This window comes from Ruegeria atlantica (genome assembly GCF_001458195.1).
In the GTDB taxonomy this organism is placed as follows: Bacteria; Pseudomonadota; Alphaproteobacteria; order Rhodobacterales; family Rhodobacteraceae; genus Ruegeria; species Ruegeria atlantica.
The window spans coordinates 13,760-37,063 of the sequence record NZ_CYPU01000065.1 but is presented as its reverse complement, the minus strand read 5'-3'; the positions used below and the strand labels follow the sequence as shown (position 1 = coordinate 37,063).

Genomic DNA, 23,304 nt, shown 5'->3' with positions numbered 1-23,304 from the left:
AGATCAGTGCAGGAAATTTCGTTGCATGTGAAACAAAGCGGACATATAGTTTCTTATGCAACTAGATTCCTTCTTTCCCTATCGCCTCGCCGTGGCGTCCGAAGCGTTCTCACGAAAACTCACGGAAGTATACCAGCGCGAATTCGGGCTATCACGGGAGGAATGGCGCCTGCTTTTTCTACTTGCCAATGCCAAAAGCCTGACCTCTCTAGAACTCTCGCAACGCACCACTCTGGATAAGGTTCAAGTCAGCCGGGCCGCGCAGAGGCTTGACGATAAAGGTTTGATAACCAGAGCAATTTCCGAAGAAGATCGCCGAATTAGGGTTTATCATTGTACGCCGGAAGGCCATCGGCGTTTCGAACAGTTGCTGCCACAAGTCGATGCTTGCGCGCAAGGGATGCTGAATTCCATGTCGGCTGAGGACCGTGCAGCACTGGACCGAGGCGTGACTGCGCTGCTTAAGGCCGCGTCGGAGACATAGGTACATAAGCCAATATGCGCAACTCAAGCCATCTGGAGTGCTGGCTGTCTAGAATAGAATGAGGTCTGCCAGTGTATTTCTCTCAGGAAGCGTCGGGCTGATTTTCAGGTCGGGCGGCGTCGAAAGCGGGCAGGGCGAATGCGCGCTCTTCGATCTCAATTAACCGTTCGAATGGAGCCATATCGACGCCCCAGCGATGTGCATTGTAAAGCTGTGCGACAAGGCAGATATCGGCAAGGTCCGGCTTGTCACCAAAACTGAAGGTGGCGTTAGCTGGCAAAAGCGCTTGGTAGGCATGGAAACCTTCTGTCATCCAATGCCGGAACCACTCGATCCCATCTTCGGCCGTAAGCCCATACCGGGACTTCAGATGCGCGGTGACTCTAAGGTTGTTAACCGGATGTATGTCCATCGCGATGGTATGGGCCGCAGCCTGTACCCGCGCACGCTCGAACGGGTCCTCCGGCAGGAACGAAGGTTCGGGTATGGTGGCGTCGAGATAATCGATGATCGCAAGCGATTGGGTGAATGCACGACCGTCCTCAAGGATCAGCGTAGGGACGCCCTTCCCGGGGTTCAGCGCGACGTAGTCCGGCGCGCGCTGTTCTCCGGCAACAAGGTCGACGGGGATCGTTTTGTAGGAAACACCCTTGAGATTCAATGCGATCCGGACCCGAAAAGAGGTCGTCGAGCGCCAATAGCCGTATAGTTTCATGACTTCCTTGTTTTGTGGTAAACCGTCTCGGATTTTGCCAAAGATAGGTTCCCGCGCCGGAAACCTATCCGGCACGGGATGCCCGTCAGGCAGACTTGTTGAGTTCTTTGGCATGCAGCCAATCGGCATGTTTCGGAGCTTTCTTGGTTTTCGACCACTCGTCCAACATAAGCCATTTCACTTCGTCCATGCGCTCCAGCAGCGCTTCTTCTTCCGGGTCCGGGCAGGCCAGTTCGATACGATGGCCGGAAGGATCAAAGAAGTAGATAGAGTGGAAAATCGAATGGTCGGTCACGCCGAGTACTTCGACGCCATTAGCTTCCAGATGGTCCTTGAACTGAAGCAGCGTTACACGATCCTTCACCTTGAAGGCGATGTGCTGCACCCAGATCGGGGTATTGGGATCCCGGCCCATTTCCGGCTTCGTGGGCAGCTCGAAGAAAGCCAGAACATTCCCATTCCCGGCATCCAAAAACAGATGCATGTAGGGGTCCGGCTCATGCGTAGATGGGACATGATCCTCGGCGATGGCCAGGATAAAGTCCATGTTCAGCATTTTCCCATACCATTCGACCGTCTCTTTTGCGTCTTTGCAGCGGTAAGCGACGTGATGGATCTTCTCGATTTTCATCGATTTCTCCTTTCCGAGGGTGCAGTTTTCAAGGCCAAGGCAACGTACGGTCGCCTCAGGCGTTCACATCAACCCCACCAGCCAGAGTGACAGGGAGGGTACAAGGATGAGCAGGGTCAGCCGCAGGATGTCCGCGATCCAGAATGGCAGCACGCCGCGAAAGATCGTTCCGAGTGAGACATCTTGCAACACGCCCTTCAGCACAAAGACATTCATACCGACCGGGGGTGTGATCAGGCTGATTTCAGTGGCCACAACAACCACAATGGCGAACCAGATCAGGGCGTTTTCGGGATCGAGCAGGAGTTCATTGGCAAACTCAAGCTCAAACATCAGTGGGTAAAAGACCGGCACTGTCAGCAAGATCATCGACAAGCTTTCAAGCACACAACCAAGCACCATGTAGGTCAGCATTATGAACACGATGACCGCCCAGACCGGCAATTCATTGTCGACAACAAAGCCTGATAGGGCATCCGGCAGTCCGGCGTAGTTTATGAAGTTGGTGAACAGCTCGGCACCTATGATCACAGCAAAGATCATGGCAGTAGCCCGGATCGAATCCAGCGTAGCTGCGAAAAAGCTGCGCCAGGTCATCGTCCTGAGGGCAATGGCGATCAGGATCGAAGCACCTGCACCCATTCCGGCCGCCTCAGTCGGTGTGAAGAACCCACCATAAATGCCAACCATGATGAAGAGAAAAAGGCCCAGCACACAGATCACGCCTATGACGTCAGCCCGGCTCATCGGTTCGGTGTTTTCCTCCTCCGGAGCCAGAGATGGGTTCAACCGTACCGCAACCATGACCGCGCCAAGATAAAACAGCACACCAATGATACCTGGCACAATTCCCGCGATAAAAAGCTTCGCAATATTGGTTTCGGTCAGCAGGCCGTAGATGATCAGGATCACCGACGGCGGGATCAAAATGCCCAGTGTCCCACCCGCGGCGATAGAGCCTGTCGCCAGCCGGTCATCATAGCCAAAACGGCGCATTGAAGGCATGGCAACTTTTGACATCGTGGCAGCAGTGGCCAAGGACGAGCCACACACCGCGGAGAAACCGCCGCAAGAAAAGACCGAAGCCATGGCAAGTCCGCCGCGCAGCCTGCCAAAAAGCCGATCGGCACCGGCGAACAGCCCGTGTGCCACGCCTGAGCCGGCCAACACATTGCCCATGAAGATGAACAGAGGGATGACCGAAAGGGAGTAAGACAAAGAAGTGTCAAAGGCCACTTGCCCTGTCATAGCCCAGGCAGGCTCCCAACCACGCATATAGGCAAACCCAAAGCCGCCTACGGCCGCCATTGCGAAGGCGATGGGCACGCGCAGTAGTATAAGTCCCAGTAGGATCGCAAAGCCGATCAGAGATTCAATCATGGGGCGCCCTCTAGGTGATCTTGATCGGTGTCGTGTTCGATGGGCGGTTGTAATCCGCGCAGGAATGCGATGAACGCCGAAACCATGCAGGAGACCCCAGCTAGATAGCCGAATGGTGCCAGTGGAATCTCAAGCGCGTTGGTCACCGCGCCGTCATGTGCGGCCTTGGCCGCATGGGTGAAAAGCCGCCAAGAAAAGGTGGCTAACAGGGCAGCAGAGAACAGGCCTGCAAACGCAGACAAAAGACGTTGCGTCTTGCGTCCAAGCGCCAGATTCAGCAGGTCGACCTCGACATGTTCACGGCGCTCTGTCGTCAGTGGCAAGGCAAGGAAAACGAGCGCTGCCAGCAGTATTTCAGTGAGTTCGAAGGCACCGGATAGCGGTGCGTTGAACAGGTAGCGCCCAACTACATCCACACAGGTGATGAGGACGAGGCTGAACAGGATCAGTGCGGCCCCGACACCCAGAGATCTGTCGAGCAGCAGCCCGATGTCCAGCCCCTCATCAGGGGGCTGGTCGGGGAAACGATGGCGAAGCCGCTCCATGGATCAGAAGTCCACGCCAGCTTGTTTGCGCATTTCTTCCAGAGCAGCAGTGCCGTCATAGCCGTCCGCCGAGATGGCTTTGGACCACGCTGTTTCGGCATCTGCTGCCTGTGATTTGATCGCATCAACGACTTCGGCTGGCGCTTCGTAGATTTCGATCCCGGCCTTTTCAGCCGCGGCGCTGCCTTTCTCGTCTGCACCGACCCAAGCTTCGCCAACCAGTGCGGCAAAGGCTTCACCGGAAATCGCTTCGATGGCTGCCTGATCCTCTTCAGAGATCTCGTTCCATTTGTCTTCGTTCATGACCATGAACCAAGTGGTGTTGTAGATGCCGCCGGGGACTTGCATCGTGTACTTGACGTCTTCGGTCAGCTTGAACGCAGCCAGAGCATCGTAGGGGAACGTCACGCCATCGATTACTCCGCGCGACAGCTTTTCATACACCTCACCCGAAGACATGAAGAGCGTTGTGGAGCCGAGACCGGACATCAGGTCCGAGATATAGCCGCCGGGCACGCGGATCTTCAGGCCTGCGAAATCGTCTGTCTTTTCGATCTTACGGACATTGTTGTGCAACATGCCGGGGCCGTGCACAAAGAGCCCCAGAAGCTTGGTGCCCTCATGTTCTTTCTGCGCCTCCAGCGGGCCGGAATAGACATTCCAGAATGCTTTGGAGCCAGCAACGGCATCGTCACCAATGAACGAGAACTGACCGATCCGAGAGCGGGTGAAACGGTCATCTGTGGTAAAGGAATGCAAGCCGTAGGTGATATCAGCGATACCTTCGGCAGCCATGTCGTAATGTGCCGGGGGCGGGCCCATGGGCTTTGCAAGCACACGTACGGTCACGCGGCCATCGGTGACTTCCTCCACTTGCTTGGCCCAGGGTTTGATTGCCTCAACGACGATCGGATGGCGCGGCGGCAGCCAGCTCGAAAGCGCAAGCTTGGTCTCGGCCACGGTAGTCGTTGCGATAGACATTGCAGCGGTTGCAATGCCGGCGAGCAGCAGGGTGTTGCCCTTCAGTTTGATATTCATGGTATCCTCCCTTGGATTATGTGATGTCGGCGGTATTGAGCGCCTGGCTCAGGACGTCCCGGTCGCCGATGTGGTTGGCCAGGATCAGAATTAACCTCGCGTTGATTATATCGCTCTCGGCCTTGGTCTTGCCCTCATGCGTTGCCAGCAGGTCGGCGTAGAAATCGTCGGTTCCGTCGATATTCGGTGTCAGGGTCAGATCGCTCATTGACTTACTTCCTTACCGGCCGCACGGCGCAAGGCAGTGCGCATCAGGGTTTCGTTGTATTCCGCTCGGCGGGCGGCGACATGCTGATCTGGGCGGATCAGGTAGACCGCCGAACTGGCTTCGCCGAGATAGCGTTTCCTGAGCTGACCAGTCGGGTCGTCGCGGGTTGAAAGAGCCAGGCGGCGTGCCGTGATGCCGTCCTCTTCAAGAATTTCAGGTGCTTCTGCATCGATTGTCAAAAGGATGAACTCATCACCCAGCTTCGACAACAGGTATTCATCGCCCAACGGGGCATCAGGGCAGGGGGCGCCGGGCTGCGTCCGTTCGGGACCGCCTGCCAGTGCGTCAGCGGAATTGAGTCCCGATTCACTGTACACGCATGGAACCGAGAGCCGACCCGAGTTGACCATCGGTCGTGCGAATTCGTACGTTCCGCTCAGGCTGAGCACGGCATCGCGGAAGATCTGGCTGGTTTCTGATTTCGGCGTGATGAAATCGGTGGACCGTGTAGAATTCAGGATGTTTTCGTCCGCGCCGTGAACCCGTTCGGTATCGTAGGTGTCAAGCAGGCTCTCCGGCGCTTTGCCTTGAATAACCAACCCTAGTTTCCACCCAAGATTGTCCACGTCCTGCATGCCGGAATTGGCACCACGCGCACCAAAGGGCGAGACTTGGTGCGCCGCATCACCAGCAAAAAACACGCGACCAGAGCGGAAGCTGTCCATCCGCTTGCACTGGAAGGTGTAGATAGAGGACCAGACCATTTCATAGTCCACATCCCCCAGCATCGCATCCAATCGGCGACGGATATTCTCTTCTTTAAGTTCTTCTTTACGGTCAACATCCCAGCCGATCTGGAAGTCGATCCGCCAGACATCATCAGGTTGCTTGTGCAACAAAGCTGAGGCGCCAGAGCCGTGGGTCGGTTCAAACCAGAACCAGCGCTCGGTGGGGAAGTTCAGATCGCCTTTCAGCGTGATATCAGCAATCAGGAAGCTGTCCTGAAAGACTCGACCGCTGAAATCGAGACCAAGTATCCCGCGCAGTGGTGAATTGGCGCCGTCGCAACCAATAAGCCAGTCCGCTTCAAGCGTGTAAGGTCCATCCGGTGTCATCACCTTCAGGGTGACGTGATCGTCGTGTACTTCGACGCTGTCCACACGGTTCTTGCCACGCAACTGGATCGGGGCACCCTTGTCCTGCAGCTCGCGCAGACGGTCGATCATGTATTGCTCGAAATAAGGCTGCTGCAGATTGATGAAGGCGGGGTATTTATGCCCGTCTTCCGGCAACAGGTTAAATTCGAATACCTTGTCATCGCGATGGAATACTTTACCGAGATTCCAGACAACGCCTTTTTCGAGCATCGGTTCGCCGCAGCCATAGCGGTCGGCCACTTCCAGACAGCGCTTTGCGAAACAAATCGCCCGACTGCCCATGCCGATGCCCTCATGATCATCAAGCACAACCACCGGAATACCTTGGCGGCCGAGGTCCAGGGCTGTGGCGACTCCGATCGGCCCGCCGCCCATGACCACAACCGGGTGACGCACCGGTGCGTCAATATCCTGATCGGGCGACCTCTCGTATGGATAGCTCTTGTAGGCGAGCGTGTAACGATCATCAAACATTGGAAAATCCCCTCCCTTCAGGCGCTCAGCCTTGCAGTTGTTCCCACATTTCCAGATCCCGCTGCGCCGTCCAGATACGTGGTGTGTCGATGCCGCGTGCTTCGTCATAGGCGCGCGCAACATTGAACGGCAGGCAGTGTTCGTAGATTGCGTAGTCAGCGAATTTCGGGTCGCACGCGTCGCGTACAGCGTCCCAGGCATCTTTCAGGGTGCCGCCGCTAGCGGCGACACGAGCAGCCGGGCGATAGGTGCTTTCGACAAAACCCCGGGTAGACTCGATTGCTGCTTCAACCATGTCTTTTCCGAGCAGAGCATCACCGCGGCCGGGCGCGATAGCATCGACGTCAAATGCGGCGATATTGTCCAGAGTGCCACCCCAATCGTTGAAATGGCCGTCGCCGCAATAGCAGGCCGAGTGATACTCGACGATGTCACCGGTAAACATGACGTTCTGATCGGGGACGTGAATGACGATGTCACCGGCAGTATGGGCGCGACCAAGATGCATTAGATCGACGCGCCGGTTGCCGAGGTATACACTCATGCGATCCTTGAAGGTCGTGGTGGGCCAGGTCAGTCCGGGAATGCTTTCATGGCCTTCGAACAGACGTGGAAAACGCTGAAACTCACTGTCCCAATCTTCCTGACCGCGTTCGACAACCTGCGCTCGGGTTGTTTCGGACATGAGAACCTGATCTGCGCCATACGCTGAAGCGCCTAGAACGCGAACCGCGTGATAGTGAGTTAGCGCCAGATGTGTGATCGGTTTGTCGGTAACTTCTCTGACCTTCTCAATCACCTTGCCAGCCAGACGTGGCGTGGCCTGCGCCTCGACAATCATGACACTATCATCGCCGATGATCACGCCGGAATTGGGATCACCTTCAGCAGTAAAGGCCCAAAGCCCTTCACCCACTTCGGTGAAGCTAACCGTCTTTTCACCCAAATCTCCCTGAGATGCGAATGCCTTAGCCATTGTGTTCTCCCGAAGTATGTCGCTCGCGTGACTCGTTTTGTTTCATTTGCAACGAATATCGTTACATATGAAACTAAAGTCAATGCCGTTTCGTTTGGAGTCACGTGTTTGAACTATTGTTGCTGAGTGCATTCGAAGATTTTTCCGAAGTTGCCGGCGTAGAAAAATGTTGTCCATTCCAGCTATTATTGCCGCCAATCCTGCCGACCGCCGTAAAGAACTGCTGTTCCAAAAAACGTCTGATGGACCCAATGTGGTGGTTCAAGGCTTAGCGATGACGGCGATCATGGTTGAGAAGCTTTTTAAAAAAGAAACGACATCGGCGACGCCACATTTTTACGCCATGTGAGTCAGAGTCTGTCTCAGTGGGTCACAAGTCTACGCCCACCAGCATCCAGTACCCAACACGTGGTGCCTTCGAACACGGCGGCGGTCAGGGCTTGGCCATAGCCTGCTCCTGTATCCAGATTGATACGGTTTCCATGATGTTCAGGTGCGGCCACGTGGCTGTGGCCGTGGACAACCAACCATGGATATGGATCTTTATGGTTCAGGAATTCGTCACGAATCCATATCAGATCGTCGTGGTCTTGCTGATCCAGTTTCACCCCGGGTCGAATACCTGCGTGCACGAACAGCAATGCGCCGTCCTGATGGAACGGCATTAGCCAGTTCAGAAAATCTATATGAGCCTGAGGGACGGCCTTCTTGGCCTTGGCGTGAACTTGATAGATTCTGCCCACGTTGGTGGTTTCAACCCCATAGGTCCGCAGCGTTTCGATCCCGCCGATCCGAGGATGAAGCCAGTGATACCCGACCAGCAGGCGCGCATCATTGCGCGGATAGTCCTCCAGAAACATTGCGCACATCTGGTCATGATTGCCACGTAGAAAGACCCAGTTCTTACCGTCGGCGTTCCCTCGGACCAGCAGATCCAAAACCCCGCAACTTTGGGCACCCCTGTCCGTATAATCGCCAAGAAACACGATCTTGGCGTCTGGTCCTCCATCCTGTTCGATCCGGTCCAGTGCGTCTTCAAGCTTCCCCAGTTGGCCATGGATATCGCCAATTACATAAACCGGATCTGACATGAGTGTTCCTTGTCGTCGTCTTCAGGCGGTAGTTGATTTGGGATCAGTTCACCCAGTCAATGCTGAAGTCTTCGCGAAAAGCAAACCGTACCAGATGCGCTTCGATGACTTCCTGCCAGCGGCCCAGATCACCGCGAGGGCCGGTTTCAGCCGTCAGCGAAAGGCTGGTTTCACCTGCGATCAAAGTCAGCCGGTTTCCACCCGGAAATTCCACGCTGCCGTGGTTGTCGTCAAAAGTCACCTGGGCCTTGTGAGACCAGTGCTTGCACAATTGCTGCAGGTACTTGCTGGCCGCTTCCGTTTGGGCAACACCCGAGATGCTTTGGTCAGGTAGCAACGCCAAGGCCTCATCGGCGGCCCGGCGCACCGCCTGCGCGAACAAAGTAACGTCGATGTTTGTGGCCAGGAAGGTCGCCCCCAGATCCAGACATTTACGCTGCATGGCCGGATCAAGTGTCAGTATCCCGGCAAATTTGCCTGCCGCGACGACCCGAGTTATCGCGTCCAAAACGGCTTCTACCACTTCTGTATGACCAGTATCACCGATATGGCCCATATCAGCGGCCATATCGGAAGGGCCGAGAAAGACCCCATCAACATCAGAGGCAAGAATATCGTCCAGTGCCTCCAACCCGGCGCGGTTTTCCACCTGAACAAGCAGGCAGATTTGTTCATCCGCCGTTTTCAGATAGTCCGGGATCGCCGCAAAGCGCGAGGCCCTTGCCAACGCCGAACCCACGCCCCGAACTCCGTGGGGCGGGTATCGCACAGCCCGCACCAAATCCCGTGCCTGATCTCCGCTTTCGACCATCGGCACCAGAATATTCTGAACGCCGGCATCGAGGTATTGCTTGATCATCCAGGTTTCACCGATCGGCAAACGTGCGACCGGTTGGCTGCCGCTTCCTTCGATGACCCGCACCTGTTCCAGGATTGAGCGAAGATCGTTTGGGGCGTGTTCCCCGTCAACGAGCAGCCAGTCGAACTGGGACGTGGCCGCGATTTCGGCGGCATAGGTGTCGGCCATTCCAATCCAGCAGCCGACCTGTGGCCGACCAGCCTGCAGCGCGGCCTTGAAAGCGTTTAGTGGCGCAGGCATCCCGGCCTCCTTTAGGCAAAGTTGATATCGACCGAGCCAAATGGTCCGAAATCAGCATGGATTTCGGTGCTCGGCGGGCATTCGACGGGTCGAATAAAGCTACCGGACAAGATCACCTGGCCCGGTTCTATGCTCTGGCCGTACTGCGCCATGCGGCGGGCCAGCCAGACGACGCTTTCGACCGGATCGTTCAGAACACCCGCGCCCAGACCAGTTTCCTCTATCTCACCATTGCGGAAGGTCAGTGCCCCAACCCAACGCAAATCAAATGCATCTATCGCGTGACGCTCAGGGCCTAACACGATGCCCGCATTGGCGGCGTTGTCGCTGATTGTGTCAAAGACGGTACGCGTTTGTCCGGTCGCGGGGTCAACACGCTGAATACGCGTGTCGAGGATTTCAATCGAAGGCGCGACGTAATCCGTGGCGGCAATGATGTCGTCACGGGTGACGTTCTCTCCGCCTACCGCAGATTTTATGACAAAAGCAATCTCGGCCTCGATCCGGGGCTGGATAAACCGGCCCGCAGGAACGGTTCCGCCGTGATCGAACTTCATATCATCGAACAAAATTCCGCTGTCGGGGATGTCGATATTCAGCGCATATTGCATCGCTTTCGAGGTCAACCCGATTTTCCAGCCGATCACCTTGCGCCCTTCGGCCAATTTCTGTTGATAGATGGCGTTCTGCACCTCATAGGCGTCGCTCATCCGCATTTCGGGATGGCGCAGTGTCAGAAGGCCAATCTGTTCGTGCGAACATTCAGCCTGCAATAAGTCGGCTGCGGCACGGGCATGATCTTCGGGGGTCATACCTGTTCGTCCTCGACTGTGTTGCGCAGCGTTCCAATGCCCTCGACTGAGATTACCACTACGTCACCCGGTTCCAGGTATTTTGGTGGATCAAACCGCGCTCCCGCACCCGTCGGGGTGCCGGTGACGATGATGTCACCGGGCAGAAGCGTCATGAAGGTCGAAATATATTCGATCTCGCGCCGGATCGGGAACATCATGCGACTCAGCGTATCGTCCTGGCGCAATTCACCATTCACATGGGTCTGAATTCGGGCATCGTCCAACTGGGCCGCGTCGGTGAATGGCACTAGCCACGGACCGATGGCACCGGAATTGTCCCAGTTCTTTCCCTGTGTGACGTTGAACTTGGCATGGCGGACCCAGTCGCGAATTGTGCCTTCGTTACACAAGGTTAGGGCTGCGATGTGGTCATAGGCATCTTCCTGCGAAATTCGCCGACCGGATTTGCCAATCACGATAACGACCTCGCCCTCGTAATCCAGCGTGTGGTTTTCCGGAGGACGGATCAGCGGGCGGTCGTGCCCGGTGAAACCGCTGGCAAAGCGCGGAAACAACGACATGTATTTCGGTTGTTCGCTGCCGTCTTTGTATTCTGCGTTGCGGTCGGGAAAGTTCACTCCGACGCAGAGGATGCGGCGGACATCCGGCATCACCATTTCGTAAGTGAATTCCCTGTGGGTTACTTCCCGGCCTGCTGCGGCCTCGGTCAACTGTTCAAACGTGCCCGCGGCGATCACCTCATAAAGGCTGGCCTGATCGGGAAAGGCGTCGTTTAGCGCAATTGCACCGTCCTTGGTGATCGCGCCGAAAAAAGTTGCTCCGTTTGCGGTGAAAGTTGCAAAGCGCATCAGGCCTCCTCGGCGGCGTCAATGCCACCCATGCACAAGTATTTGAGTTCCATGAAGTCATCCAGCCCATGGCGCGACCCCTCGCGCCCCAGACCTGACATCTTAACGCCTCCAAAGGGCGCTTCAGCAGTTGAGATCAGGCCGGTGTTGATCCCGACCATGCCATATTCCAATGCTTCGGACACGCGCCAGACACGGGCCATGTCGCGCGAATAGAAGTACGAAGCGAGGCCGAATTCGGTATCATTGGCGGCTGCGATAACTTCAATTTCCCTGCCGAATTTGAACAAAGGCGCGACTGGGCCGAAGGTTTCCTCGGTCGCCACCGCCATGTCTGCGGTCACGCCAGTCAGGATGGTCGGCTCGAAAAAAGTGCCGCCAAGGGCGTGCGGCTTGCCGCCCAGTGTGACTGTTGCACCCTTGGCGGTTGCGTCTTTGATATGCTCAGACACTTTCGCGACTGCGGCTTGATCGATTAGTGGGCCAAAGACGGTGCCCTCGTCAAAGCCGTTTCCAGTCGGCAGTTTTGCGACCTCGGCGGCCAGTTTTTCGGCGAACGTGTCGTAGACCCCAGACTGGACATAGATGCGGTTGGCGCAGACGCAGGTCTGGCCGTTGTTTCGGAACTTGGCGATCACTGCCCCTTCGACTGCCGCGTCCAGATCTGCGTCGTCAAACACGATGAACGGCGCGTTGCCGCCCAATTCCAAACCTAGCTTCTTGATCGTAGGTGCGCATTGCGCATAAAGCATCGCGCCGATTTCGGTGGACCCGGTAAAGGTCAATTTTTGCACGATTTTGCTCGAGGTCATCTCACCTCCGATGGCGCGCGCTGATCCAGTGATTACCGAGAACAATCCCGTAGGCAACCCGGCTCGCTCGGCCAGAACTGCCAGCGCGATAGCCGAGAACGGCGTCTGGCTGGCAGGTTTGAGTACCATGGAACAGCCTGCCGCCAGTGCCGGTCCCGCCTTTCGCGTGATCATGGCATTGGGGAAATTCCACGGCGTGATCGCGGCAACAACCCCAATTGGCTGTTTGATTGTGATGATCCGCTTATCCGGCGCGTGGCCGGGGGTGACGTCGCCATAGGCGCGGCGGGCCTCTTCAGCGAACCATTCGATGAAGCTGGCACCATAAGCGATTTCACCCTTGGCCTCAGCCAGCGGCTTGCCCTGCTCGGCGGTCAGGATAGCGCCAAGATCATCCTGGTTTTCGATCATCAGCTCATACCAGCGGCGCAGAATTTGGCTGCGGTCCTTCGCTGTGCGCTTGGCCCAGCCCTTCTGTGCACGGTGCGCTTCGGCGATTGCTTCGGCCGTTTCGGCCGCCCCAAGATTGGGGACTCGTCCGATTAGATCACCAGTTGCCGGGTTGGTCACTTCCAGGGTGATGGATACCTCAGTGGCACCGACCCATTTGGAGCCAACCCGCGCTGCTTCGATAAGCAACGTGGGGTCGTTGAGACGTAAGTCTGTCATTTGCAGGATTCCCGTGTCTCGGCCTCAGACCGAAAAGCTGATATTTGCCTGACCCGTTCCGGAACTACCGAAATACGGGGTGTAGATGTCGATCTCGCCTTTGTAACTGCCCCATCCCAACGCACCGAACAGCAGGGCAGTGTCGTTCATCGCGCACTCGCCCGTACATTTCTTTGCGTAGTCAGGCAAAAGGTCCAAGAATTCTTCGAACCGGCCCTGTTCCCACAATTCGAGAACGCGCATATCCATCTGGCGGTTGAACTCGCCATTCACTGCGTTCAGACCCTCGACCGAGCGCTCATTCGGCGTGAAGTCATGACTTAGAGACCCGGAGGCCAAAATCGAAACATTGCGGTTCGAACGCCGGATGCCTTCGGCGATGGCTTCACCCCAAACGCGGTTCTCAGCGATGGACGAGAACTGGTTGACGGCAACTGGCAGAACCCGGGCATTCACATCGTCATTGATAAAATGCATCGGCAAAAGGGTACCGTACTCCATTCCCATGTCGGGATGCGAATGACCCAGAGCCCGTTCTCCTCGCTCTCTCAGAACGTCAAGGATGGCTTCACCAAGGTCATGATCACCGCGATAGTCGAACTCCATATCCGCCAGCATGTGCGGCAGTTCGTGGCTGATGAATCGGCCCTTGTGGTGTTCCTTTGTGTTCAGGTGAAAGCCCTGATTGGTGATCCAATGTGTATCGAACACGATGAAGGTGTCGACCTCGCGGTCAATCGCGTCCTGACGCAGACGTGCGTAGCCATCTATCGCAGGTTGCCGGATACCTTTGTATTTCGGCATCGTGTGGGACATCCAGATGCTGGGCACATGTGTGATCTTAGCAGCCTGTACAATCTTTCCCATGACAGTTCCTCCTCACTTAAGGTGGCGTCTGACCGCTTTGGAAGGGAGAGCGGACGACCAGACGTCGTTTGGTCCGACTCTCAAAGAGTTCATGGACCATAGATGTGCGCGCGTATCCTAACTTTTTACGAACGGCACCTTGTCCAGATGTCGCTCGGAAGGCGTTACTTTCCCAACTGCATAATCTTGTGCTGACCAGTGGCAAAGCCCACGTGTTTCTGCTCCATATAGAAGTCAAAGCTCCAATCACCGCCGTCGCGACCGATACCTGACGCCTTTACCCCGCCAAAAGGTGTGGGCAGGTGGCGAACATTTTCCGAATTCACCCAGATCATCCCTGCTTCTAACTTATCGGTAAAGCGCAGGGCGCATGTAAGGTCGTTGGTCCAGACATAGCCGGTTAACCCATAGGGCGTGTCATTTGCGATCTGCAGCGCTTCTTCTTCGGTCGAGAATGGAATGGAAGTTAGCACGGGGCCAAATATTTCCTCTCGCGCGATGCGCATGTTGTTATTGGCATTTGTAAACAATGTCGGGCGTACGAAAAATCCGCCATCACCAACCTTGACCCCACCGGCCGCGACGGTCGCACCATCCTCTATTGCAATGTCAAAGTATGAGGTCACCTTGTTGTAATGCTCCTCAGTGACCAGCGGGCCGATCTCGGTCGCAGGGTCCAGGGGGTGCCCGACTTTGATGTTGTTCACACGCTCGACCAGTTTGGCTTCGAATTCTTCCTTGATAGTGTCCTGCACCAGCAGCCGCGAGGACGAGGTGCAGCGTTCACCGTTGATCGAGTAGATCATGAAAATCACCGCATCCAGAGCCCGGTCCAGATCGGCGTCATCAAACACGATAACGGGGTTCTTGCCGCCCAGTTCCAGGTGCATCCGCTTGAGCGTATCGGCACCCTGCTTTGTGATGCTGCTGCCTGTCCGGCTTTCTCCGACAAAAGCGATGGCTTTGATCAAGGGGTGCTCTGTCAACGCCTTACCGGCATCAGGGCCAAACCCATTCACGGTGTTCAGCACGCCCTTGGGCAATCCCGCTTCTTCGGCGATTTCCACCAACAGGCGGGCGGACAAAGGCGAGTCTTCGGCTGGTTTGTGGACCACGGTGCAGCCCGCGGCCAGAGCGGGCGCGATTTTCCAAGTCGACAGCATGAAGGGCGTGTTCCACGGAGTAATCACGCCAACCGGGCCGATAGGTACACGAGTGGTGATATTCATCAACGTCGGCGATTTCAGGTGTTGCCCGTCGCGAGCCTGCACGACTTGATCCGCAAAGTAGCGAAAATTCTCGGCACCGCGCAGCGCGGCCTTGGACATGAACCGTAATGTTTGGCCCGTATCCCAACATTCACACAGCGCAATTTCTTCGGCCCGGGCTTCGATCGCATCGGCAACGTTTAGCAGGATCCGGCGGCGTTCGGTGGCGGGCATGTCGCGCCATTCAGTAAAGGCAGCATGGGCCGCTTTGACCGCTGCGTCGATATCGTCGGACGTACCGTGCGCAACGTCGCAGATCACCGATTTATCCACGGGAGAGGAGGATTGGAAAACACCCGCTGCGCCATCCCGGTCTTCGCCTGCGATACGGTTCTTGATGCCTGTTTCTTTGAACCGGGCCAGAAAGCCTGCCAGTTTCTCGATATTCGTATCCAGTACGCTCATGCGTCAGGTCTCCTGCTTTGTCGCAGCCAAATGATTCCGGATTGTGCCGGTCTTGGGCGAAAGGTCTGGGTCGATGTCACGCATCTCTAGTGAAAGCGCGATAGAGTGTTTCGAGAAGGCCTGTTCCAGATACGCCTCAACCGCGTCAAAGATACGCTGTGTTGCGTCCTTCTTAACGTCGTCAGGACGGCCAGCGCGCAGGCGGATTGAGATGTCCACAAAGCCATGCTTGGGATCTCCATCCGCAATGGCAAAATAGTCAACACGCGTGGCGCGGACGCGAATTCCCGGCATTGGAAAAGCCTCAATCCCCGCAGCGGTGTCTCGTATGCATTCGCACAAGCCACCGATGTCGACCCGATCGTCCAGATTGCCGGAGTATTCGACGTGGAAGTGTGGCATGACCTCTCCTTTACTACTTAACATGTTTAGTAAATTGTATCGCGACCGTCAAGAACTTGCTTTGTTAATCTTTGCAATTCCTGAAATGGCGTTCTAGAAGGCTGGAATGAACCGACAAAGCCATACCACGAGAACCTCTCGCGCTCTTCCGATCGCCCTGCTACGCGCACGCGAAACCGTTATGGCCCCAATTCGGGATATGCTGCAGGGGATACAGCTGACCGAGCAAAAGTGGCGTATCCTTCGTGTTCTGGACGAAATGGGCGAAGTGGAACAAAGCACTATTGCAAATGAGGCCTGCCTTTTGCTGCCCAGCCTGACGCGAATTCTACGCACGATGGAGAGTGATGGGCAGATATCCCGCCGTCAGGGCAGCACGGATAAGCGTCGCACCATGGTGAAGATCACCAATGAGGGGCGTCAAATTCTTGAAGAGAACCTTGCGACCTCGCTGGCGATTCACAATACAATCGAGGCGCAAATGGGACAGGAAAAAATCGACAACCTACTGGATCTACTTGAGGAATTGCAGGCCGTAAAGGTTTGACCCCGACCTTGAAGACCGGGGCTAGCGTGATCACTACAGTCTCGCTAGTCCTGTGTCCAGGGCTGACAGGATCTTGGCTACGTCATCAGACGTGATGACCAGCGGCGGAGACAATATGATGTTGTTTCCAGATACACGGACCATAACGCCATCTTCATAAGTTGCTTTTTGAACCTGCAGCGGAAGATGTTTGGCAATTGGCGCCTTGGTCGCACGGTCCGAAACCAGCTCGAGCGCGCACATCAGGCCTTCACCCCCTCGCACGTCACCGACTACGTCGTATTTGTCGGCCAGTTTTTTCAACCCGGCAAACAACTCATCCCCCCGTGCAGCTGCGTTTTCCCAAACTCGCAGGCGGTTGATCTCGGCAAGCGTGGCCAAGGCTGCGGCCGCGCCAACCGGGTGCCCGGAATAGGTGTAGCCCTGATCGACAGAAGCTCTGCCGGTAGTGTCGCTTTCGAACACCTCCGCAACCGCGCCTGAGATCATTGCCGCGCCGAATGGGAAGTAGCCGTTTGTGATGGCTTTGGCCGTTGTCATGATATCGGGCTGCACCCCCCAATGTCTCGCGCCACTTTCGCTGCCTGTACGCCCAAAGGCAGTAATGATTTCGTCCGAAATCAGCAGAATTCCGTGCTTTGAGCAGACCTCACGCACCATGGGCATAAAGCTCTTGTGCGGCGGGATCACTCCGCCTGCGCCCAAGATTGGCTCCATAATAAATGCGGCGACGGTGTTTGCACCCTGGAATGCGATTTCGGCCTTCAGCGCTTTTACGCAAAGTTGCGCAAGACGCTCGGGGTCCGTCTCATCGAACGGGTTGCGATAGGTCCAGGGCGCGGGCACGTGGAAACAGCCCGGCATCATCGGCTCATAAGCCGCCCGGAACTTCTGATTGCCATTGACCGAGGCAGCCGCGAAGTGGGTACCGTGATAGCCCTGTTTCAAGCTGATGAACTTGGTACGGCCAGCCTCGCCTCGGACTTTGTGAAACTGACGTGCAAGTTTCAGCGCGATCTCAACGGAATCCGATCCACCTGAAGTAAAGAATGCACGGGTTAATCCGTCAGGCGCAAAGAACTGCGCCAGCTCATAAGACAATTCGATCGCCTTGTCGTTGCTGGTGCCGCGAAAGGTTGAATAATAGGGCAGCGCGTTCAGTTGATCGGTGATGGCTTGCTTTACCGGATCACAGGAATAGCCCAGATTGACGTTCCACAAGCCACCCACTGCATCCAGCGCCTTGTGACCATCTACATCAATGATGCTGACCCCTTCACCGCCGGTCAGAATGGTCGGCGGGTTTTTCTGGCTGTCGGCCGGGTGCGCCATTGGTTGCCAGAAATGTCGGGCGTTGTTTTCCTTCAGAAAGTTGGAGTCTTTCATATAGCGTGTCTCCGGAGATTTAGTCCGCCCGTCAATCATGGGTGGAATTCGGTTGGAAAAGTTTCGGGCGTCTGGCCGCCAAAGTTTGCGGTCAGTTCTTTCGAAAGAGTGTGGAGTGAGGTCAAAATCAACGGCTGCCGCGCGCTGGTTGCACGAATTTCGGGAACGGCAATCGCAATGGTTCCAATCGCGATCTGATCAATACCGAAGATAGGCGCCGCATATCCGAAGACACCATCTTCAAAGCTGCCATTACTATTGGCCCAGCCCGCCTGACCGATTTGTGCAACCCGGTCACGAATAATCTTTGGGTCCGTCATTGTTGCGTCGGTAAATCGGGTGAGTGTGTCGGATTCCAAGCGTTCCAGAAGGAAAGCGGGACCGAAACTCAGCATACATAATCCCGAAGCAGTCGCGTTGACCGGAATAATTTCGCTAGGGTCGAGACTTACGCGAACGCTGTGCTGCGTGGTTTCGACCACCAGCGCAGTTTGCAGAGTGTCTTTTTCAAGCAGGGTAAGGTGCAGGCTCTCGCCAACCTCATGCATCGCGGCCTGCATTTTCTGGCGTGCACCATCAAGGCCGGGCTTGGCAATTTCGCGCAGGGCGGCCAACCGTAGAGCAGCTGGTCCGATGGCATATGATTTCGTCTGCGGATTCTGCTCGATCAGGCCGAACTCTTCCAGTGCTCGTAAGTGGCGGAGGGCGGTCGCCTTGTTCAAACCAGCCAGGCGCGCAATGTGACTCAGCCCGATTTCCGGCTGAGAGCTTGAAAAGTACTCTAACATTTTCAAGGCATTAAGTGCGGTGCCCATGTGTTTTGCCTCCTCCCGGTCAGGTTATACTTGACAGAATTAACTTAACAACGCAACATTATTATTGTTAACGCGGTTCATTTAATGAACCACTAACGGGAGGTGTCAATGAAGAAATTTCTAGCAACCGCCGCATTTGTAGCGTCAGCAACCGCTGCACTGGCAGAGTATCCAGAGAAACCGGTAACTTTCGTGGTTCCATGGCCTCCGGGCGATCTTGAAGACGTGCTGACGCGAATGATCGCGGACGAATTTCAAGCCATGTACGACGTCCCGGCTGCGGTCGTGAACAAGCCCGGCGGCGGCGGCGGTCCGTTCCCAGGTGCAGTCGAAGTCGCCACTGCTCCGGCGGATGGTTACACCATCGGCTCTTTCGTCATTGGCGTTCCCGTCATTGGACCGGAAATCGGTATCCCTGAACTGAACCCGAACCCGTTTGATCCGATCGGTATTTTTCTGACCTACCCATTCGTAATCGCATCCAGCAAGGATGCGCCGTTCTCGAACTGGGAAGAACTGGCAGAACACGGCAAGGATAACGATTTGGCGCTTGGTCACTTCGGCTCGGTCTTGCCGCCCACGCAGGTCACCTTTGCTGCTGCTGTCAGCAGCGGATTTGATTTTGCAAGTGAAGCAGCCTTTGATGCGTTGGATTGCAACACGCTGGCATCGGGTGACGTAGACGTCATCAACACCACGCTTCAACTTGTACTACCTTGCCTGGATGACGTGAATATTCTGGCGAGCATTGGCGGCGAGCGGATTTCGCTGATCCCCGATACGCCGACGATCGTCGAGCTCAACCCGGATCTGCCGCTGGCATTGTGGAACGGCCTGTTCGTTCACAAGGATACTCCACCCGAGGCACGCGAAAAAATCACCGCAGCAGCACAAAAGGCGGTGCAGTCGGACAAAGCCAAGCAGCTTGCTGAGGAAACTGGTGCTTTGATCTACTGGCAGGACCCAGACGCATCCAACGCTCAGATTGAGCAAGACAAATCCTCTTTCGCTAAGATTGAAGAAATTCTGGGCGAGTAAGATCCAGATTGGGCGTGGGGCACTGCCTCACGCCTCTTTCAGCTTGGGAGGAAACGATGATTGCAAAGACGTTACAGGACATGTTCAAAAGATATCGCCGACCCGGCGATGTCGTTTTCGCCGTACTGTTTCTGGCATTCGCAGTGTTTCTGTTATCCCAACTGGGTGATCAGACCAAGGTCGTCAAACGAACCAAATGGTTCGCACAGCCGGGTCTTTGGCCCACAATTGCAATCTGGTGCATGGTGGTGTTCGGGTTTCTGCATTGGCTTAGCTCGGCCTTGTCAGACCGGATCAGCGGCCGCTGGACTGAGGTCGGGTTCTGGGTTCGGTCGTTCGAATATGTTGCCTATTTCCTGATCTATGTGCTGGTGGTTCCGCAGCTGGGATATCTGCTCTCAACCATGTTGTTCGCAGTCTTCCTGACCCTTCGTGTTGGGTTTCGCGGTGCAAATGCTATCGGAATAGCTGCGTTGTTCGGCTTTGTGGTCACCATCGTTTTCCGTGGTTTTCTTCAGGTCAAAATCCCCGCCGGAGCGGTCTATGAATACCTTCCGGATTCCGTGCGCGCCTTTGCGCTGACCTATCTGTAAGGGGCCACTATGGAAACGCTTCTTTCCGGTATTTCAATCCTGCTGCAATGGCAGGTAATCGTGGCCCTGCTGATCGGTTCGATCGGCGGCGTCATCATCGGTGCATTGCCCGGCGTGGGTGCGGCGGTGGCCATCGCAATCCTGTTACCTGCCACCTTTGCGTTCGAGCCCATCGTAGGACTAACCCTGTTATTGGGTATCTACGGCTCGTCCATGTATGGCGGAGCCATTCCCGCGATTCTGATCAACACCCCCGGCACAGCGGTGAACGCGCTGACCACTTATGACGGATATCCCATGACCAAACGGGGGCAGGGCCACCGTGCGCTGTCTCTGGCGTATTCGGCCTCGTTCTTCGGGGGCGTGTTTGCGATCATCTGTCTGATGGTGTTGTCACCGGTTCTGGCCCTTGTCGCCCCACATTTCGGTAGCCGCGAGATATTCCTGGCCGCGCTATTGGGCATCATTCTGGTTGTGCTGGCCCATCGGGGGCAGATTTTTGCCGCTGGTATGCTGGCGGCCTTCGGTATTTTTCTGAATTCGGTGGGGCTGGAGCCCGTGAAATACACCCGCCGGTTCACCTTTGATCAAAGTTGGTTGGCTTCCGGCATTGATCTCATTGTGGTCGTGCTGGGTCTGTTTGCGATTAGCCAGGCATTTCTGCTGCTATTGGAAAAGAACCACGCGCCAGGCGACACCCATGTAAGTGGCAATATCTTTGCCGGTCTCAAAGAACTCCTGGGCGTGAAACGCGTTGCTACCGTGTCCTCAAGTATCGGTGTTTTCATGGGCATGGTGCCGGGTACGGGCGAGTTTACATCGCAATTTTTATCCTACACCTATGCTCAAAAGACGTCAAAAAACCCAGAAAAGTTTGGTGATGGCTCACCCGAGGGACTTGTAGCGTCCGAGGCGGCGAACAACGCCGTTCCAGGCGCTGCGATGATTCCTCTGCTGGCTCTGGGTATTCCTGGCGAGGCGCTGACGGCGATGATGCTGTCCGTGTTTTATGTCCACAACGTGATCCCCGGACCCCAGCTGTTCGAAAACCAGATGGATTTCGTATTGGCCCTGTATATGGCGCTGATCCTGCTTAACGTTATCGTTCTTGTGTTCTTGTTGTTTTCGACGAACCTGCTGCTGAAGATTATCCAGATCCCGACCCGGTTCCTTGGTGTCATGATCCTGATTTTGGCATTCGTGGGGGTCTATAGCCTGCGCAACTCGATCACAGATTGTGCCATTGCTGCCGGGTTCGGGGTTTTTGGGCTGATCCTAAAACGGCTGGACCTGCCGATTGTTCCAATCATTTTGGGCATGGTTCTTGGCGGGATTATGGAAACCAAGCTGCGCAGCGCAATGGCACGGGTCAAAACGCCGCTCGACTTCATCGACCGGCCCATCGCGGCCATTCTGTTTGGCCTGATCGTTCTGATCCTGATCCTGCACTGCCGAACGCTGTATTTCGAATTCAAAAACAAACTGCGGCCGGAACCTACGATGCAACCCGTGGATTCCGATAATCCGAACCAGCAAGGATAAGCGACCTATGGATCAACTTGCCATCGACGCGCTACGTGGTCAGCCCGTACCGGCCCGGCGCCTTCTGATTAATGGGCGTCACGAGGCCGCAGCGGCAGGAGGGCAACTGGATGTCATTTCTCCAATTGACGGTCAGGTTCTAACGCAAATTGCCGAGGGCACCCCCGAGGATATGGAGCGGGCTATTGCGGCGGCCCGCACGGCGTTTGAAGACGGACGCTGGTCGCGGGCTGCACCTTCTGTACGCAAGAAGGTGTTGTTGAAACTGGCCGATCTGATTGACGAACACGCTTTGGAACTGGCCGTTCTGGGCGTGCGGGACAATGGCACTGAGATCAACATGGCCATGAAGGCCGAGCCGATGTCGGCTGCGGGCACGTTCCGCTATTATGGCGAGGCCATAGACAAGATCTATGGTCAGATTGCGCCCACAGCTGAAAATGTGCTGGGTCTCGTGCATCACGCGCCTGTCGGCGTTGTCGGGGCGATTGTGCCTTGGAACATGCCGATGATGATCGGTGCGTGGAAGATCGCGCCGGCGCTGGCGGCGGGTAACTCGGTGGTGTTGAAACCTGCGGAATCGGCCTCGCTATCACTTTTGCGATTGGCCGAGTTGGCGCTTGAGGCAGGTGTGCCGGACGGTGTCCTAAACGTCGTCACAGGCAAAGGCAGCGTTGTTGGTGAAACACTGGCTCTGTCGATGGATGTAGACATCATGGTTTTTACCGGCTCGGGTGCGACGGGGCGGCGGCTTCTGGAATATTCCGCGCGCTCGAACTTGAAACGTTGCTACTTGGAGCTTGGCGGAAAGTCCCCCAACATCGTGTTCAACGACGCCCCGGATCTCGCGCAGGCGGCCAAGGTCTCCGCCGCAGGTATTTTCCGAAATTCAGGTCAGATTTGCGTCGCGGGATCGCGCTTGCTGGTTCAGGAGGATATTCACGAAGATTTCGTCGCCGAGATTGTCAAACACGCGCAAGCTTTCCGCGTCGGCGACCCGCTGGATTTGAACACACAGATCGGGGCAGTGCACTCATTGCCGGAATTGGAAAGCAACCTGGATTTCGTCGCCCAAGCCGAAGCGGAAGGTGCTGAGCGCCGTGCCGGCGGTGACCGAATTCTGACGGAAACGGGCGGCTATTATATGGCACCCACTGTAATGAACGGGGTCAAACCTACCGACAATCTGTTCCGCAATGAGGTCTTTGGTCCGGTTCTGGCCGTGACGCCGTTCAGGGACGAAGATGAGGCACTGCGCCTGGCAAATGACAGCGTTTATGGATTGGCCTCGGGCGTGTGGACTGCAAATCTGAGCCGTGCACATCGCATGGTGGCGGGCATCCGCTCTGGCGTCGTTCACGTCAATACTTACGGCGGTGCTGACGCCACTGTGCCTTTGGGCGGAGTAAAGCAGTCGGGCAACGGTCACGACAAGTCTATGCATGCAATGGAAAAGTATTTCGATCTAAAAACAGCCTGGATTCAGCTGTAAGACGACA

The 23,304-nt window shown here is 55.9% G+C and carries 25 protein-coding genes; 7 read left to right on the top strand and 18 right to left on the bottom strand.

Annotated features, from left to right (window positions below; all coding sequences use genetic code 11):
• Positions 1-55: 55 nt before the first annotated feature.
• Positions 56-484, top strand: coding sequence for a MarR family winged helix-turn-helix transcriptional regulator (locus RUA4292_RS16730; protein WP_058278632.1), 429 nt, complete (start codon positions 56-58; stop codon positions 482-484).
• An 82-nt stretch (positions 485-566) separates the two neighbouring features.
• Here the strand turns inward: RUA4292_RS16730 and maiA are convergent, their stop codons facing one another.
• The 8 genes from maiA to RUA4292_RS16690 form a co-directional block, all read right to left on the bottom strand.
• Entirely contained in the window at positions 567-1,199 is a 633-nt protein-coding gene (gene maiA / locus RUA4292_RS16725; protein ID WP_058278631.1) for a maleylacetoacetate isomerase, read from the bottom strand.
• A gap of 85 nt (positions 1,200-1,284) precedes the next feature.
• Positions 1,285-1,830 (bottom strand): VOC family protein, encoded by a 546-nt coding sequence (locus tag RUA4292_RS16720; protein ID WP_058278630.1) that lies wholly within the window; start codon positions 1,828-1,830, stop codon positions 1,285-1,287.
• 63 nt (positions 1,831-1,893) lie between these two features.
• Entirely contained in the window at positions 1,894-3,210 is a 1,317-nt protein-coding gene (locus RUA4292_RS16715) for a TRAP transporter large permease (RefSeq protein WP_058278629.1), read from the bottom strand.
• Positions 3,207-3,755, bottom strand: coding sequence for a TRAP transporter small permease (locus RUA4292_RS16710; protein WP_082637164.1), 549 nt, complete (start codon positions 3,753-3,755; stop codon positions 3,207-3,209). The genes RUA4292_RS16715 and RUA4292_RS16710 overlap by 4 nt, the downstream gene beginning before the upstream one ends.
• A gap of 3 nt (positions 3,756-3,758) precedes the next feature.
• Positions 3,759-4,793, bottom strand: a complete 1,035-nt coding sequence (locus RUA4292_RS16705; RefSeq protein ID WP_058278628.1) for a TRAP transporter substrate-binding protein — start codon at positions 4,791-4,793, stop codon at positions 3,759-3,761.
• Between the two features lie 16 nt (positions 4,794-4,809).
• Complete coding sequence (locus RUA4292_RS16700; RefSeq protein ID WP_058278627.1) at positions 4,810-5,001, bottom strand: DUF2783 domain-containing protein; 192 nt, start codon at positions 4,999-5,001, stop codon at positions 4,810-4,812.
• Complete coding sequence (locus RUA4292_RS16695) at positions 4,998-6,632, bottom strand: FAD-dependent oxidoreductase (RefSeq protein ID WP_058278626.1); 1,635 nt, start codon at positions 6,630-6,632, stop codon at positions 4,998-5,000. Before RUA4292_RS16695 ends, RUA4292_RS16700 begins: the two co-directional genes overlap by 4 nt.
• A 25-nt stretch (positions 6,633-6,657) precedes the next feature.
• On the bottom strand, positions 6,658-7,608 hold the full coding sequence (locus RUA4292_RS16690; RefSeq protein WP_058278625.1) for an MBL fold metallo-hydrolase: 951 nt from the start codon (positions 7,606-7,608) through the stop codon (positions 6,658-6,660).
• Positions 7,609-7,774: 166 nt separating this feature from the next.
• Here RUA4292_RS16690 and RUA4292_RS16685 point away from each other — a divergent pair, with 166 nt between their 5' ends.
• Complete coding sequence (locus RUA4292_RS16685) at positions 7,775-7,957, top strand: hypothetical protein (protein WP_058278624.1); 183 nt, start codon at positions 7,775-7,777, stop codon at positions 7,955-7,957.
• A 13-nt stretch (positions 7,958-7,970) separates the two neighbouring features.
• On the opposite strand, the gene RUA4292_RS16680 is transcribed toward RUA4292_RS16685, so the two are convergent.
• From RUA4292_RS16680 to RUA4292_RS16645, 8 genes are all read right to left on the bottom strand, one after another.
• Complete coding sequence (locus tag RUA4292_RS16680) at positions 7,971-8,699, bottom strand: metallophosphoesterase family protein (RefSeq protein WP_058278623.1); 729 nt, start codon at positions 8,697-8,699, stop codon at positions 7,971-7,973.
• A gap of 43 nt (positions 8,700-8,742) precedes the next feature.
• Positions 8,743-9,798 (bottom strand): aldolase/citrate lyase family protein, encoded by a 1,056-nt coding sequence (locus RUA4292_RS16675; protein WP_058278622.1) that lies wholly within the window; start codon positions 9,796-9,798, stop codon positions 8,743-8,745.
• 11 nt (positions 9,799-9,809) lie between these two features.
• The gene (gene hpaH / locus RUA4292_RS16670; protein ID WP_058278621.1) at positions 9,810-10,610 is read right to left on the bottom strand and encodes a 2-oxo-hept-4-ene-1,7-dioate hydratase; all 801 of its coding nucleotides are present in this window, start codon (positions 10,608-10,610) and stop codon (positions 9,810-9,812) included.
• Complete coding sequence (locus tag RUA4292_RS16665) at positions 10,607-11,461, bottom strand: fumarylacetoacetate hydrolase family protein (protein WP_058278620.1); 855 nt, start codon at positions 11,459-11,461, stop codon at positions 10,607-10,609. The genes hpaH and RUA4292_RS16665 overlap by 4 nt, the downstream gene beginning before the upstream one ends.
• Complete coding sequence (locus RUA4292_RS16660) at positions 11,461-12,942, bottom strand: NAD-dependent succinate-semialdehyde dehydrogenase (RefSeq protein ID WP_058278619.1); 1,482 nt, start codon at positions 12,940-12,942, stop codon at positions 11,461-11,463. The genes RUA4292_RS16665 and RUA4292_RS16660 overlap by 1 nt, the downstream gene beginning before the upstream one ends.
• Positions 12,943-12,966: 24 nt before the next feature.
• A complete protein-coding gene (hpaD, locus tag RUA4292_RS16655; RefSeq protein WP_058278618.1) occupies positions 12,967-13,809 on the bottom strand; it encodes a 3,4-dihydroxyphenylacetate 2,3-dioxygenase in 843 nt (280 codons plus the stop codon).
• 164 nt (positions 13,810-13,973) lie between these two features.
• Positions 13,974-15,482, bottom strand: coding sequence for a 5-carboxymethyl-2-hydroxymuconate semialdehyde dehydrogenase (hpaE, locus tag RUA4292_RS16650; protein ID WP_058278617.1), 1,509 nt, complete (start codon positions 15,480-15,482; stop codon positions 13,974-13,976).
• Positions 15,483-15,485: 3 nt separating this feature from the next.
• Positions 15,486-15,884: a 5-carboxymethyl-2-hydroxymuconate Delta-isomerase gene (locus RUA4292_RS16645; RefSeq protein WP_058274537.1), complete on the bottom strand. Its 399-nt coding sequence runs from the start codon at positions 15,882-15,884 to the stop codon at positions 15,486-15,488.
• 106 nt (positions 15,885-15,990) lie between these two features.
• Between RUA4292_RS16645 and hpaR the strand changes: the two genes are divergently transcribed.
• A complete protein-coding gene (hpaR, locus tag RUA4292_RS16640) occupies positions 15,991-16,431 on the top strand; it encodes a homoprotocatechuate degradation operon regulator HpaR (RefSeq protein WP_058278616.1) in 441 nt (146 codons plus the stop codon).
• A 33-nt stretch (positions 16,432-16,464) separates the two neighbouring features.
• Here the strand turns inward: hpaR and RUA4292_RS16635 are convergent, their stop codons facing one another.
• Positions 16,465-17,817 (bottom strand): aminotransferase class III-fold pyridoxal phosphate-dependent enzyme, encoded by a 1,353-nt coding sequence (locus RUA4292_RS16635; RefSeq protein ID WP_058278653.1) that lies wholly within the window; start codon positions 17,815-17,817, stop codon positions 16,465-16,467.
• Between the two features lie 35 nt (positions 17,818-17,852).
• A complete protein-coding gene (locus RUA4292_RS16630; RefSeq protein ID WP_058278615.1) occupies positions 17,853-18,632 on the bottom strand; it encodes an IclR family transcriptional regulator in 780 nt (259 codons plus the stop codon).
• Positions 18,633-18,740: 108 nt separating this feature from the next.
• Between RUA4292_RS16630 and RUA4292_RS16625 the strand changes: the two genes are divergently transcribed.
• From RUA4292_RS16625 to RUA4292_RS16610, 4 genes are read left to right on the top strand one after another with little or no spacing between them, the layout of a single operon-like run.
• A complete protein-coding gene (locus RUA4292_RS16625) occupies positions 18,741-19,670 on the top strand; it encodes a tripartite tricarboxylate transporter substrate binding protein (protein WP_058274540.1) in 930 nt (309 codons plus the stop codon).
• A gap of 56 nt (positions 19,671-19,726) precedes the next feature.
• The gene (locus RUA4292_RS16620) at positions 19,727-20,263 is read left to right on the top strand and encodes a tripartite tricarboxylate transporter TctB family protein (RefSeq protein ID WP_058278614.1); all 537 of its coding nucleotides are present in this window, start codon (positions 19,727-19,729) and stop codon (positions 20,261-20,263) included.
• A 9-nt stretch (positions 20,264-20,272) separates the two neighbouring features.
• The gene (locus RUA4292_RS16615; RefSeq protein ID WP_058278613.1) at positions 20,273-21,805 is read left to right on the top strand and encodes a tripartite tricarboxylate transporter permease; all 1,533 of its coding nucleotides are present in this window, start codon (positions 20,273-20,275) and stop codon (positions 21,803-21,805) included.
• 7 nt (positions 21,806-21,812) lie between these two features.
• A complete protein-coding gene (locus tag RUA4292_RS16610; protein WP_058278612.1) occupies positions 21,813-23,297 on the top strand; it encodes an aldehyde dehydrogenase in 1,485 nt (494 codons plus the stop codon).
• Positions 23,298-23,304 lie beyond the last annotated feature (7 nt).

Coding starts and splice junctions, on each gene's coding strand:
- RUA4292_RS16675 (WP_058278622.1), bottom strand. CDS start 9,798: ATGCCTGCGCCACTAAACGCTTTCAAGGCCGCGCTGCAGGCTGGTCGG.
- RUA4292_RS16625 (WP_058274540.1), top strand. CDS start 18,741: ATGAAGAAATTTCTAGCAACCGCCGCATTTGTAGCGTCAGCAACCGCT.
- hpaH (WP_058278621.1), bottom strand. CDS start 10,610: ATGACCCCCGAAGATCATGCCCGTGCCGCAGCCGACTTATTGCAGGCT.
- RUA4292_RS16685 (WP_058278624.1), top strand. CDS start 7,775: ATGTTGTCCATTCCAGCTATTATTGCCGCCAATCCTGCCGACCGCCGT.
- hpaR (WP_058278616.1), top strand. CDS start 15,991: ATGAACCGACAAAGCCATACCACGAGAACCTCTCGCGCTCTTCCGATC.
- RUA4292_RS16705 (WP_058278628.1), bottom strand. CDS start 4,793: ATGAATATCAAACTGAAGGGCAACACCCTGCTGCTCGCCGGCATTGCA.
- RUA4292_RS16665 (WP_058278620.1), bottom strand. CDS start 11,461: ATGCGCTTTGCAACTTTCACCGCAAACGGAGCAACTTTTTTCGGCGCG.
- RUA4292_RS16710 (WP_082637164.1), bottom strand. CDS start 3,755: ATGGAGCGGCTTCGCCATCGTTTCCCCGACCAGCCCCCTGATGAGGGG.
- RUA4292_RS16680 (WP_058278623.1), bottom strand. CDS start 8,699: ATGTCAGATCCGGTTTATGTAATTGGCGATATCCATGGCCAACTGGGG.
- RUA4292_RS16730 (WP_058278632.1), top strand. CDS start 56: ATGCAACTAGATTCCTTCTTTCCCTATCGCCTCGCCGTGGCGTCCGAA.
- maiA (WP_058278631.1), bottom strand. CDS start 1,199: ATGAAACTATACGGCTATTGGCGCTCGACGACCTCTTTTCGGGTCCGG.
- RUA4292_RS16715 (WP_058278629.1), bottom strand. CDS start 3,210: ATGATTGAATCTCTGATCGGCTTTGCGATCCTACTGGGACTTATACTA.
- RUA4292_RS16695 (WP_058278626.1), bottom strand. CDS start 6,632: ATGTTTGATGATCGTTACACGCTCGCCTACAAGAGCTATCCATACGAG.
- RUA4292_RS16620 (WP_058278614.1), top strand. CDS start 19,727: ATGATTGCAAAGACGTTACAGGACATGTTCAAAAGATATCGCCGACCC.
- RUA4292_RS16700 (WP_058278627.1), bottom strand. CDS start 5,001: ATGAGCGATCTGACCCTGACACCGAATATCGACGGAACCGACGATTTC.
- hpaE (WP_058278617.1), bottom strand. CDS start 15,482: ATGAGCGTACTGGATACGAATATCGAGAAACTGGCAGGCTTTCTGGCC.
- RUA4292_RS16630 (WP_058278615.1), bottom strand. CDS start 18,632: ATGGGCACCGCACTTAATGCCTTGAAAATGTTAGAGTACTTTTCAAGC.
- RUA4292_RS16610 (WP_058278612.1), top strand. CDS start 21,813: ATGGATCAACTTGCCATCGACGCGCTACGTGGTCAGCCCGTACCGGCC.
- RUA4292_RS16645 (WP_058274537.1), bottom strand. CDS start 15,884: ATGCCACACTTCCACGTCGAATACTCCGGCAATCTGGACGATCGGGTC.
- hpaD (WP_058278618.1), bottom strand. CDS start 13,809: ATGGGAAAGATTGTACAGGCTGCTAAGATCACACATGTGCCCAGCATC.
- RUA4292_RS16720 (WP_058278630.1), bottom strand. CDS start 1,830: ATGAAAATCGAGAAGATCCATCACGTCGCTTACCGCTGCAAAGACGCA.
- RUA4292_RS16690 (WP_058278625.1), bottom strand. CDS start 7,608: ATGGCTAAGGCATTCGCATCTCAGGGAGATTTGGGTGAAAAGACGGTT.
- RUA4292_RS16635 (WP_058278653.1), bottom strand. CDS start 17,817: ATGAAAGACTCCAACTTTCTGAAGGAAAACAACGCCCGACATTTCTGG.
- RUA4292_RS16660 (WP_058278619.1), bottom strand. CDS start 12,942: ATGACAGACTTACGTCTCAACGACCCCACGTTGCTTATCGAAGCAGCG.
- RUA4292_RS16615 (WP_058278613.1), top strand. CDS start 20,273: ATGGAAACGCTTCTTTCCGGTATTTCAATCCTGCTGCAATGGCAGGTA.